Origin of the sequence: Gracilinema caldarium (assembly GCF_029265695.1) — a bacterium.
Taxonomy (GTDB): Bacteria; Spirochaetota; Spirochaetia; order Treponematales; family Breznakiellaceae; genus Gracilinema; species Gracilinema caldarium_A.
On record NZ_JAJUHW010000001.1, the window covers coordinates 146,957 to 159,481 of the forward strand.

General features: G+C 48.0%; 9 protein-coding genes. 7 read left to right on the forward strand and 2 right to left on the reverse strand.

Annotation, left to right across the window (positions count from 1 at the left end):
* Window positions 1–93: 93 nt before the first annotated feature.
* Window positions 94–747, reverse strand: coding sequence for a lactate utilization protein (locus tag Q7P68_RS00615; RefSeq protein ID WP_304221497.1), 654 nt, complete (start codon window positions 745–747; stop codon window positions 94–96).
* Between the two features lie 109 nt (window positions 748–856).
* Here Q7P68_RS00615 and Q7P68_RS00620 point away from each other — a divergent pair, with 109 nt between their 5' ends.
* The 3 genes from Q7P68_RS00620 (at window position 857) to Q7P68_RS00630 (ending at window position 6,212) form a co-directional block, all read left to right on the forward strand.
* A complete protein-coding gene (locus Q7P68_RS00620; protein ID WP_304221499.1) occupies window positions 857–1,837 on the forward strand; it encodes a dihydroorotate dehydrogenase-like protein in 981 nt (326 codons plus the stop codon).
* A 3-nt stretch (window positions 1,838–1,840) separates the two neighbouring features.
* Complete coding sequence (locus Q7P68_RS00625) at window positions 1,841–3,136, forward strand: flagellar motor switch protein FliG (protein ID WP_304221502.1); 1,296 nt, start codon at window positions 1,841–1,843, stop codon at window positions 3,134–3,136.
* 76 nt (window positions 3,137–3,212) lie between these two features.
* Window positions 3,213–6,212 (forward strand): insulinase family protein, encoded by a 3,000-nt coding sequence (locus Q7P68_RS00630; RefSeq protein ID WP_304221505.1) that lies wholly within the window; start codon window positions 3,213–3,215, stop codon window positions 6,210–6,212.
* A 56-nt stretch (window positions 6,213–6,268) separates the two neighbouring features.
* Here Q7P68_RS00630 and Q7P68_RS00635 read toward each other — a convergent pair whose 3' ends face one another.
* Complete coding sequence (locus Q7P68_RS00635; protein WP_304221507.1) at window positions 6,269–6,499, reverse strand: DUF3783 domain-containing protein; 231 nt, start codon at window positions 6,497–6,499, stop codon at window positions 6,269–6,271.
* 140 nt (window positions 6,500–6,639) lie between these two features.
* On the opposite strand from Q7P68_RS00635, the gene Q7P68_RS00640 reads away from it, so the two are divergent.
* From Q7P68_RS00640 to clpB, 4 genes are all read left to right on the forward strand, one after another.
* Window positions 6,640–6,858 (forward strand): hypothetical protein, encoded by a 219-nt coding sequence (locus Q7P68_RS00640; protein WP_304221509.1) that lies wholly within the window; start codon window positions 6,640–6,642, stop codon window positions 6,856–6,858.
* Between the two features lie 169 nt (window positions 6,859–7,027).
* Entirely contained in the window at window positions 7,028–7,717 is a 690-nt protein-coding gene (locus tag Q7P68_RS00645) for a CPBP family intramembrane glutamic endopeptidase (RefSeq protein WP_304221512.1), read from the forward strand.
* 149 nt (window positions 7,718–7,866) lie between these two features.
* Window positions 7,867–9,780 carry a bifunctional metallophosphatase/5'-nucleotidase gene (locus Q7P68_RS00650; protein WP_304221514.1) on the forward strand — a complete coding sequence of 638 codons (1,914 nt, stop codon included), beginning with the start codon at window positions 7,867–7,869 and terminating at the stop codon, window positions 9,778–9,780.
* A 124-nt stretch (window positions 9,781–9,904) separates the two neighbouring features.
* Window positions 9,905–12,475, forward strand: a complete 2,571-nt coding sequence (gene clpB / locus Q7P68_RS00655; RefSeq protein WP_304221516.1) for an ATP-dependent chaperone ClpB — start codon at window positions 9,905–9,907, stop codon at window positions 12,473–12,475.
* Window positions 12,476–12,525: the final 50 nt, after the last annotated feature.

The window sequence follows — 12,525 nt, forward strand, 5'->3', positions numbered from 1 at the left end:
CAGGAATTAATAAAGCTGCGGGCTGTCGAAATGCATCGGGCATTTCGGCAGCCTGTCGGACCTTGAAAATGCCCTGGCAGGTTTTTCTCTTTGTCAGAAGCCCAGGGAGGTCCCGACAACGATGACCGTAAAGTCAGAAAGGGACGGTTTCCTGCGCAGTACCTGGTAGGCCCTGCAGATACGGGTTTCCAGGGCACAATCCTGGCATATGCCGGTTTTAACGCAGGGGTTGGGCTTATCAAGCCGCTTGTTGTTCATCGGCGAAGTAATAGTTTCGATCCGTGCCTGGGCTTCTTCCAGATTCCGGACAATTTTATTGGTCCCTATCACAACCACCGTTTTTTGGGGACCAAAGGTCAGGGCTGCCACACGGTTTCCATTTCCATCAACATTGACGATATATCCATCCAAAGTGACCGCGTTTGAGCTGGAAATGAAGACATCGCAGGTAAGCTGGCTGCGTAAAATTTCCATTTTCTGTTCCGCACTGAGACCCGGAACGTTATGATCCAAAATGACAGCCCCCAGAGTCTTAGCCTTATCGGCGATACCCAGGGCTTTTATGGTCATCGATCCGCCAAAGCCGATACGCTTGCCTGCACCGATAAACTCCATGATCCGTTTTGCTGCTTCCTCCATGGTCGACACAAATTCGGCATCAAAGCCATTTTTCTGCAGCGCCTTTACCGCTGCAGCTCCGATTGTTTCATCTCTCCATGTTTCGACACCAGCTGTAACTGTTGACATGTCAGCCTCCTGTTTATTCTGTGATAGCAAAATTTATTGTCGCACAGGTCCCGCTTCTTGCCAATACATAGAACTCATCCTATACTGAAAGTACTACAGGAGGCAGCCCATGGCGCAACTTTCTACAACCTATTTGGGAATCCCAGTGCGGAATCCCCTGGTAGTATCATCAAGCAACCTTACCGCCCACAAAGACAATATACGAAAAGCCGCCGAAGCAGGGGCCGGCGCTATCGTTTTAAAATCCCTGTTTGAAGAGCAAATACACAAGGAGCTAGCCGCGATCCCTGCGGAACAGCTCGAAGCAAACCCAGAAGCCCAGGCAATGATGGATGCCCTTGCGTCTCACTGGGGAAGTGCTGATTATTTGCAGCTGGTAAAGGATGCGGTGTCCGCTGCAGGTTCGGTGCCGGTTATTGCAAGCATTAATTGTATCCACGATGATCGGTGGCTCGATTTTGCCGAACAGCTTGAAAGCGCCGGTGCCAAGGCTCTGGAACTGAACATTGCGCCCTTTCCCCAGTCTCCAAAGGTTACCGCCAAGGATCTGGAAGACCTCGTGGTCAGCATCGTTCGCAATGTGTCAGTCAGAACCAGTTTACCTTTGGCGGTTAAATTGAGTCCCTATTTTACCAACCCCTTTGCTATCGTTGAACGCCTCGCCGGCGCAGGGGCCCGGGCAGTGGTACTCTTTAATCGTTTGTACCGTTTCGATTTTGATTTAAAAAAGCGGGCTATCGTATCAGGCCCTGCAAAGAGCGGGACCCAGGAATATCACGAAAGTCTCCGCTGGATCGCTAACCTCTATGGAGTTGCAGCCTGCGAGCTGGTGGGCGGTACGGGAATTCATACTGCCGAAACAGCCCTTAAGTTTATTGCCGCCGGAGCTCAGACGGTGCAGCTCTGTTCCGCCATCAATGCAGGGGGCTGGGCTGTGCTCGGTTCCATTCGAGATGAAATGTCATCTATGCTGGATGAGCTGGGTTATGCTTCGGTAGATGCTTTCCGGGGCAGTCTTTCCCGCCGGGCTCATCCCCAGAATGAACAGTATGAACGGCTTCAGTACCTGAAAGCCATTGATCCCCGGTAAAACATGGCCCAGGATCAAAGACCGGTAGAACAGCGGCGGCTTGCGGCATATTTAAAAAATACGGCCAATAAAAATAATAATCCTCTAGAACCAGACAAAAAGGAAACAGAAGCCTCTCCTGTTTCTAAGCAATCTCTGTCTCAGCCGCGTATGCCAAAGCCACCGCTTTCTCAAAACTCTGGGGCACAGCCCCCTCGATCTGAAACTGCTCAGGCTCAGCCCCATCTTTCACAACCCCAAAGGGTGGGCTTTCAGAAGACAGTTAAAGAACCAGCGCAAACCGGCAAAGAGGGAGAATCTAAATACCGAAAGGTGGCGAAACTCCTTATTGTTATTGGGCAAAAGGAAGCCTCAGCCATCCTATCCAAGCTTGAACCGGAGCAGATAGAGGCGATAACCAAGGAAATTGCTGCCATACGGACTGTTTCGCATGAAGAAGGGGAGGCCATACTAGCCGAGTTTCGGGCCCTGTTTTCCCAGGCCCTTCGTCATGCAAAGACTACAGCCCAGGATAGGGGGGGCATCGATGTGGCCCGCAGCCTGCTTGCCGCCGCCTTTGGAAAGGAAAAAGGCGAGACCCTTCTGCGGCGGGCCGTTCCGGATGCTATCGAAAACCCCTTCCAGTTTCTGGAAGATTTTTCCCCTGAACAGATTGTCCTGCTGCTCAAGGACGAACCGGCCCCGGTGCTTGCCTTGGTGCTTGCCCGGCTTTCGGCACCAAAGGCGGCGGCCTGTATCAAAAATCTGTCTAAGGACCAGAAACTCGAAGTGGTTAAGCGGCTTGCAAAGATGGGAAAGACCAGTCCCGAAGTGATAGAAAAGGTCGCCGAAGTACTCAGAGAACGGGCCCATAAGATGGGAAAAACCGAAACCACTGAGGTAGATGGCAAGGCGGTGCTGGCGGCCATACTTCGCCATGCGGATCCATCCTTAGGAGATGAAATCCTCGAAAACCTAGAGGACATAAATCCAGAGCTTTCCCGGGATATTAAAGAAAAGCTGTATACCCTGGATGATGTGGTGCGCTGCGATGACCGGGCGTTGCAGGAAAAGCTCAGGACCATGGAAGACCGGGATATTGCCCTGCTTCTTAAGGGGCAAGAGCCAGAGTTTATCGACAAGATTAAAAGCAATCTGTCTGCCAATAGAAGAACTCTGGTGGAAGAAGAGCGTACCCTCTTGGGACCGGTTCCTCGGAAGGAAACCGAAGAGGTGGTGCAAAATTTTCTTTCCTGGTTCCGCACAGGCCGTGAGAATGGCACCATATTGCTTGTTGATGATTCGGACATCTTAGTTTAGGGCGCTGATTGTTTATTGATGCTCTTTAAAGAGCATCAATGTGCAAAGGGCCCCGAAAGCAGCTTAGGAGGAAGTTTTGACTCAAAAAACAGTATCTGTCGAAGAAATTGCGGGCTTTACCATACTCGCCCGAGAGCCCCTCGATGAATTGCACGCTACCGGCATCTGGGCAAAGCATATAAGAACCGGTGCTGAGGTTTTTCATATCCTTAACGACGACGAAGAAAATCTTTTTGCCTTCGCATTTCCGACCGTGCCCTCCGATTCCACCGGGGTGGCCCATATTTTAGAGCATTCGGTACTCTGCGGATCCAAAAAATATCCCCTTAAGGATACCTTTATTGTTTTGGCTAAAGGAAGCCTCCAGACCTTTCTGAATGCCCTGACCTTTCCAGACAAAACGGTATATCCTGCGGCGAGCACCAACCGGCAGGATTATTTTAATTTGATGTCCGTTTATGGAGATGCGGTGTTTCATCCCCTTTTAGATGAATGGATTTTTCAGCAGGAAGGACACCGGCTGGAGCTCTCTCCGGATGAACAGTCTGGCCGGTGGCGCATTGAGCGGACCGGTGTGGTGTACAACGAAATGAAGGGCAACTATTCATCGGTGGACCCCATTGCAGCCGACTGGGCCTTCCGGTCCGTACTGCCCGATACTCCCTATGCCTATGACTCAGGGGGCGATCCCCAAGAAATACCACAGTTAAGCTGGGAAGATCTCAAGGCCTTTCATCAAACTCATTACAATCCTGCTAACTGTAAAATCGTCCTTTGCGGAAACATTCCGACGGAAGAACAGCTTGCCTTCCTGGACCACAATATACTTGCGGATCTTGAACCGGGCCATCCTGTGCAGCCGATCTCTTTAGCAAAACCCTGGTCTCAAAGCAGAGAGCTTTCTGTCCCCTATCCTGCAAGCGGGGAGGATCAAAAATCCACGGTATTGCTTTCCTGGGTTCTCGGGGACAGCACCGATGCGGAGAATGCCCTTGCCATGGCAGCCCTTACGGAAATTCTTTTAGGCCACGATGGATCGCCCCTCAATAAAGCCCTTGTGGAGTCCGGTCTTGGCCAAGATATTGCCCCCGCCACCGGACTTGAAGGAGAACTGCGGCAGCTTGTGTTTACCGTGGGCCTACGGGGTATGGACGCGAAGGATAAAAAAGACCTCGAAAAACTCATTTTAGACACCCTTAAGGGTTTGGTTATTCACGGCATACCAAAAGAGGAAATTGAAGGCGCTCTCTTTGGTATGAAATTTTCGAACCAGGAAATACGCCGAGCCGGTGGTCCCTTTTCGCTTATTTGGATGCGCCGCATACTGCGCTCCTGGATTCATGGCCAAGTTCCATGGAACAATCTCCTATTCGAAAAACATTTCCATGCCCTGGAAGATAAACTTAAAACGGACCCCCGTTATTTTGAATCCCTGATCGAAAGCCGTCTCATAAACAATTTCCATCGGTGTTTGCTTTCTGTAGATCCCCAGATAGGCCTCACAGAAAAGCTCGATCGTGAGACCGAAGAGGAACTTGAGCAACTGTTTAATAAGCTTTCTGAAAACGAAAAAAAAGCCCTGGCTGAACAGACGCAAAAACTCAAGGCAATACAGGAGGCGGAGGACTCAAGCGAAGCGGTGGCCCGCATACCCCATATTTCCCGGACAGATTTACTACCGACCATAGAACAAGTCCCCCGAAACATATATGACCTGGGGGGTATCCCCGTCCTTGAGCACGAATTATTCACCAACCATATTGTGTATCTTGATATAGCTCTTCCGGTAGACCTTTTAGATACCGATCAATATCTGTGGCTGCCGCTCCTTGCCCGAACCATACCTGGTCTTGGTATTCCTGGCCTTTCCTACGATGCACTTTCGAGCCAGATGGCCCGGCATGTCGGTTCATTCCATGCGCTGCTCCATACCTCTTCTGCCGCGCCGGGGGCCGCCGAAAGTCTTGCCTGCCCTGGCGGAATCTACCAGCTGAGGAACAGGGACTGGCTTGTATTCAGGATGAAAACTCTGAACGAAAAGCTCAATCCCGCCCTGGACCTGGTTCTGCCCCTTATGATGCAGGCAGATTTTTCCGATCTCAGACGGCTCAAGGATCTCCTTTTGGAGTATAAAAACGATTTGGATTCTTCGGTGGCCCCCTCTGGACACTCCTATGCGATTTCCCGGGCCTCCCGGTCCTTGAGCCGCTCCCGGCTTGTAGATGATCTATGGAATGGCATACCCCAGATTGATTTTGCCCACCGGCTCTTAGAGTTACCCATCGAAACGGTAGCCCAAAAACTTGCCTCTATTCGGGACGAGCTTTTTACGAAGAGCGGTATGATTGTTAACATTACAGGCCAGGCGGAAGCCATCGAGGCTGCTCTTTCTGTATTGCCGAACCGGCTCATGGGCTTTGCAGGACCCCGGCCGCGCTCAAAAAATATCTTTCGAGATGTCCTTGCCTCGGCGGCAAATGCGGAAAAGCTTCATGAGGTATACCGCTCCGGGGCATTGCAGGTTGGTTTTGCTGCGCTAGCTCTGCCTGCTAGTCCCTTTGCAAGCCCCTTACAAGCTGCGGAATTGGTACTTTCTCATTGGATTTCTACAGGCCTGCTTTGGGAAGATATTAGAATGAAGGGCGGTGCCTACGGCGCTTTTGCCTATCCTGATGGACTTGAACCAGCCTTTATTATGGCAACCTATCGAGATCCTGATCCCGCTCGATCACTGGATGCTCTCCCGAATGCTATTCGGAAGGCATTACAAGCACTTCCTGAAAATGAAGAACTGGAAAAAGCTGTTATTGGAACCTTTGCCAAGGAAAGTCGGCCGCGGACTAATCCGGACAAGGGTTTTGCGGACTTCCTCCGCTTCCTCACGGGTATCGAAGACTGGATGCGGCAGAAAAAGCTCGAGTATATCATCAATATGGATAAGAACCTGCTCACCGCAGCGACAGAGGCCTTGGCGACCGCTCTCGAAACCGCTCACAATGCGGTGGTAACCGGGAACGGACAGGCCCAATCCTGTGCGGAAAAACTCGGAGTGTCCGTAACCGATATACCAGTCTAAGCATCTGAACCAATTGTTTGTGAAAACCGCTTGCGTAATCTGTTTACACGGGCGGTTTATGCAAGCCGCCCGCCTTGAGGCGGGTTCTTTTTCATATACTCATGTTCTTCCCGGACTTCGGCGATTAAATCCTTGAGTTTCCATTCCATTTTAGTCGCCGTTGATGAAGAAAAAACTATGTTCTGGGGATCCAAGCCCAATTCCTTAGCCGCTGCCTTTGCGGCCCGCATAATTGCAATCATCTGCTCATGGCTAAAGCCATGCAAAAAAACAACGGGGTTTTCCATTTGTAATGACTCCTTTTTATTGGAAAATTTCATCGATACTCTTTATAATTAAAGTTATACTTAAAGAAAGCGGCTTAATCCAGCAGGATTCGGTCGATGGATCTGATTGAGTTACCATAAAAAAAGTAAAGGAGTGAGGTATGTCAGAATGTGAATTTATTCAAAATTGCCCTTTTTTTAATGGGAAACTGGCTGATAAACCAGCGGATATTGAACGGCTTAAGAATGAGTACTGTAGAACTAATAACCTGCATTGTGCTCGTTATATGGTAGCCCAAAGTCTTGGGAAAGAGCATATGCCGCCAGATCTGTATCCCCACGAGAAAGAAAGGGCTTTTGAGGTTATAGAAAAAAATTAATACTTTCTATTGCTCGATTCTCTATAAAGCAACATCTTTTCTTGACCTATCTCTTATATTCTTTTAAAATAGGGGCATTAATAAGATTTTAATATTAAAGTGCTTTAAAACTGAGATAGTGAGCCAATATCAAGAGTCTCTAAGTTTTAAAACCCAATGGATTTAATAAATGATAACACAGAAACAGCACAGCAAAGACGAAATATCTAAAGAATTGCTTTATAAAAACAGGGTTATAAAGTCATTGTTTACTACTTTCTTTATTGTTATTACTAGTTTGGTAAATATAGTCAGTATAGTTGCGTTTTATAATGGGGTAGTAAGCACTAATTGTTATTTTTTAGCAATAGACCTCGTCTTTTTAATAATGGTAGTTTTGGCAATCTTTGTGCTGCCCTATAACCATTATTATTATGGAATGAATTTTAGAAATCTGTGGGAGAATATAAAAGACGGTATATTATTTGGAATACCATTTGCAATTGTTGCGCTACTTTATAGGTACCACCTGATAAAAAAGGGGTATGAGATCTATAATTTTACCGGATATTTTGGTTTTTTCTCGCTTATTTATCCTTTTGTTGCAGTTGTCCAGGAAATTTCGATAAAAGGTATATTGCAAAGTTATTTCGTCAAAGCTTTTGAAACTATCGATCAAAAAAAGACAAGCGCTATTATAGTGACCAGTATAGTATTTTCAGAATTCCATGCAATTTATGGGTATCAAGCTATGATTGCTACATTTTTGTATGGCATTATAACCGGATATATCTATGAAAAGCATCGGTCTTTTGTTGCAGTTTCTATTATTCACACTCTTGCTGGTTTTGCCCTCTTTGGTGGATCCCGCTTACCTTAAACCTATCAAACATTAAATGGTAAATTGGGTAACTTTTTTAATGTAATTTTTACTGTATACATATTTGTGTACTAAAATTCTTGCATTTCCTACAGGGCGGGTGTATCATAACAGCCCCATAGGTGGGAAATCTCATAGAGGAGGAATATATGAGAAAGGATCAGTTGCGATGGTTCGGTAAACTTGGTCTTGTATTGCTGAGCCTCTTTTTAGTTTTTGGTTGTGCAAGTGCGCCCAATAAAGCTGCCCAAGGGAAGCAAATTGTTTCGGTTCAAGAACAATATTCCGTAACACCCCTGGAAATTACCTTTATTGAAACCTCTGATGTGCACGGAGTTATATTCCCTTACAATTTTATAACTGCCAAAGCTATGCCGACTTCTTTGGCTCAGGTATCTAGCCTTGTTTCTGATTTACGGAATACTAAGAAGCATGTGGTTCTTCTTGAAAATGGCGATTCTTTACAAGGACAACCGACGGTATATTACTACAATTTTGAGAAAACCTCCGTTCCCCATATTTGGGGGCAGGCTCTGAATTATCTAAAATATGATGCAGTTGGTGTGGGTAACCATGATATTGAAGCAGGGCATGCTGTATACGACAAACTATATAAAGAAATTAAGGCTCCAGTTATCTGTGCAAACATACTTAAAGAAAACGGTGAACCTTATTTTAAGCCCTATACGATTATTGAACGGGGTGGGGTTAAAATTGCAATTCTGGGCCTTATTACTCCAAAAATCCCTGATTGGCTTCCACCTCAGTTTTGGAGCGGTATGAAATTTGAGGATATGGTAGTATCTGCAAAAAAATGGGTTCCCATCATTATGGAAAAAGAAAAACCTGATGTTCTAATTGGCCTTTTCCATGCTGGGGTAGATTATACTTATAGCGGTGCTTCACGGGATACGGTGAGCAATGAAAATGCAAGCCAGCTAGTGGCAGAACAAGTCCCCGGTTTTGATATTATCTTTGTAGGTCATGATCACGCTGGCTGGGACGGTATGGGCTGGGATCCGGTAGCCAAGAAAAAAGCAGAAGTAAAAGACAGTACCGGTAAAACAGTATACATTTATGGCGCTCTAAATAATGCGGTAAAAATCCCTGTTGTTACCCTTTCACTTCTTTGGGATAAGGATGCTAAGGTTTGGAAAAAAACAATTCAAGGTGAACTTAAGGATATGAAAGACGTAAGCGCAGATACCGCTTTTGTATCCCAGTTCCAGCCTGCTTATGATGAAATAAAAGCCTGGGTAGATCGGCCGGTTGGAAAAATGCTCGGATCCATTACTACCAGGGACTCTATGTTTGGGGATTCTGTCTTTGTAGACCTTATTCATAGAATTCAACTTGAGCTTTGCGCAGATCCTGCCATGGGGCTTAAAAAAGCAGATATTTCCTTTGCTGCCCCTCTTGCTATGAACGCAACCATTCCTTCCAGTGCGGATGGAACACTGTATGTCCGAGATATGTTTAATCTCTATGTTTATGAAAATTTCTTGTATACCATGAATCTGACAGGAAAACAGGTAAAGGATTTCCTTGAATATTCATATCAATACTGGTTCGATACTATGCCTAATGAAGGGAATCATATTATTGCATTCCAAAAAGACAAGGATGGTAAGCTTGTGCAGGATGCCCGGACAGGTTCTTATTTAACTGCCACCCGCTATTATAACTATGATTCTGCAGCAGGAATTAACTATACTGTGGATGTTTCTAAGCCTGCGGGATCTCGAGTCAACATACTCTCCATGGCCGACGGTACCCCCTTTGATATGAACAAAACCTACTCGGTAGCAATTAACTCTTACCGAGCCCAGGGTGGCGGCGGACATCTAGAGAAAGGGGCTGGTCTTTCAAAGGGTGATATCCTTGCTATGAAGTATGTGACCAGCGCAACCACTAAAGATCTCCGCTTCTACCTGCTTAAATGGTTTGAAAAACAGCAAGGTGCAGTTTCTGTTCAGAGTTTGAATAACTGGAAGGTGATTCCGGAGGAGCTTGCAACTACCGGCAAGACCAACGATATGCCGCTTTTGTATCCAACAAAATAAAATTATCTTGATAAGATTCTCTTTATGAAAATATCCTATGTACAGGCTGCGTTTTTAAGTAGCCTGTGCATAATCTGTGGAAAACTGCTTGCCTCAGGGCCCGTTTCCTTCGTATCTTATAGACATGAACTACGATAAACTTACCATAAAAGCCCAGGAGGCGCTCCAGGAGGCCTCCAGTCTAGCCCAAAAGAATGACCAGACCCAGGTGGAACTGGAACATATTCTGCTCGCCCTTGTGGAGCAGGAGGGGGGCATTGTAGCGCCCATTATCGAAAAAATCGGTGCGGATCCTGAACTTGTATCCCAGGAAGCCCGTAAACTGGTAGCTGCAAAGCCCAAGGTTTACGGAGATGCGGCGCAGCTGTATTTTTCACCCGCCGCAAGCAGGGTGCTTGCAAAAGCAGAGGCCGAAGCGGCATCCCTAAAGGATGAATTTGTATCCACCGAGCACATCCTTATTGCCATGACCCAGGCAGAAGGACCCGCTGCAGACCTTTTACGAAGAAACGGTGTTACTAAAGAGGCTATTCTCTCTGCCCTCAAGTCCGTCCGGGGCAATGCCCGGGTTACGGACCAAAACCCGGAAGAAAAATACCAGGTGCTGGATAAATACTGCCGGGACCTAACCGCTCTTGCCCGGCAGGAAAAACTAGATCCGGTAATTGGCCGGGACGAAGAAATAAGGCGTGTTATGCAGGTCCTTTCCCGGCGGACAAAAAATAACCCTGTTCTTATCGGTGAACCGGGGGTCGGTAAGACCGCCATTGTGGAAGGCCTTGCCCGCCGTATCGTTGCGGGGGATGTGCCCGAGGGACTTAAAAACAAGCGCCTCCTTGCCCTGGATTTGGGAGCCCTTGTGGCGGGGGCAAAATTCCGCGGTGAGTTCGAAGAGCGTCTTAAGGCCGTAATCCATGAAGTCCAGGCTGCGGAAGGCCGGATTATCCTCTTTATTGATGAACTCCATACCCTTGTAGGCGCAGGGGCTGCTGAGGGTGCCACCGATGCGAGCAACCTGCTTAAACCTGCCCTTGCTCGAGGGGAACTGCGCTGTATCGGCGCAACAACACTGGACGAATATCGCAAATACATAGAAAAGGATGCGGCCCTGGAACGGCGTTTCCAGCAGGTTTACTGCGCTGAGCCGTCGGTAGAAGACACCATTGCAATCCTTCGGGGACTTAAAGAACGCTACGAAGTACACCATGGTGTCCGTATCAAAGATGAGGCCCTGGTAGCGGCAGCGACCCTTTCTACCCGTTACATTACGAGCCGTTTCCTTCCCGATAAGGCCATAGATCTCGTGGACGAAGCGGCGAGCCGGCTTAAAATGGAACTGGATAGCCGGCCCACCGAACTGGACAAGCTGGAACGCAAGCTCTTGCAGCTTTCTATCGAAAAACAGGCCCTCCAGCGGGAGGATGATCCTGCCTCAGTAGAGCGGAGGCAGAAGCTCGAAAAGGAAATTGCGGATCTTACGGCGGAACGGGATGCCATGCGGGCCCGCTGGGAAAGCGAGCGGAAGGATATTCAGGAACTGCGGCTTTTGAAACAGCAGATAGAGGAGCTGAAAATCGAGGAAGCCCGCTACGAGCGGGAGGGTAACCTGAATCGGGCTGCGGAAATAAAATACGGCAAAATTCCTGAAGCCCAGCGGAAGCTCAAAGAAATATCTGACCGTATGGAAGCCAAGCAGGGTGAGGTAAGCCTCTTACGGGAAGAGGTAAGCGAAGAAGATATCGCTTCTGTGGTTTCCAGCTGGACGGGGATTCCTGTTTCAAAAATGCTTTCCAGCGAATTGCAAAAATACCTTGAGCTGGAAAAGGTTTTGGAAAAACGGGTGGTTGGCCAGGACATGGCGGTCCAGGCGGTAGCCGATGCGATCAGGCGGAACAAGGCAGGCCTCAGCGATGCTGCCCGGCCTTTAGGGTCCTTCCTTTTCCTCGGACCAACGGGGGTCGGTAAAACCGAGCTCGCAAAAACCCTTGCGGAGTTTCTCTTTAACGAGGAAAAGGCCCTGACCCGGATTGACATGAGTGAATACGGCGAAAAGCACACCGTAAGCCGCCTCATCGGCGCTCCTCCGGGCTATGTGGGCTATGAACAGGGCGGCCAGCTTACCGAAGCGGTCCGCCGCAGGCCCTACAGCGTGGTTCTTTTTGATGAAATCGAAAAGGCCCATCCTGATGTATTCAACGTGTTCCTCCAGATTCTGGATGATGGACGTCTGACAGACGGCCAGGGTAGGGTAGTGGATTTCCGGAACGTCATTATCATTATGACGAGTAACCTTGGTTCTGACCTGATACTTAACGCCAAGGACACCGAAGAAATTAGGGGTGCCTTGCAGGAACTCCTTAAAGCATCCTTTAGACCCGAATTCCTTAACCGGATCGACGAGACAGTTATCTTTAACCGGCTTGGCAAGGCGGAAATCCACAAAATCGTGGATATACAGCTTAACCGTCTCGCCTATAGGCTCGAGGACCGGAAGATCAGGCTCATGGTTACCGAAGCGGCCCGGAACTTCCTTGCCGAACGGGGCTACGATCCTCTCTATGGCGCCAGGCCGCTTAAAAGGACCATACAGTCGGAGCTGGAAAATCCGCTGGCTAAAGAAATTATTTCTGGCCGGTACAAAGAGGGTTCTGAGGTTGTGGTAGACCGGTCCGGAGATGGATTGGTGTTTAAATAAATAGCTTTAATCCAACTTGGTGTAGGGTGGCATAACCATAACAACCGATA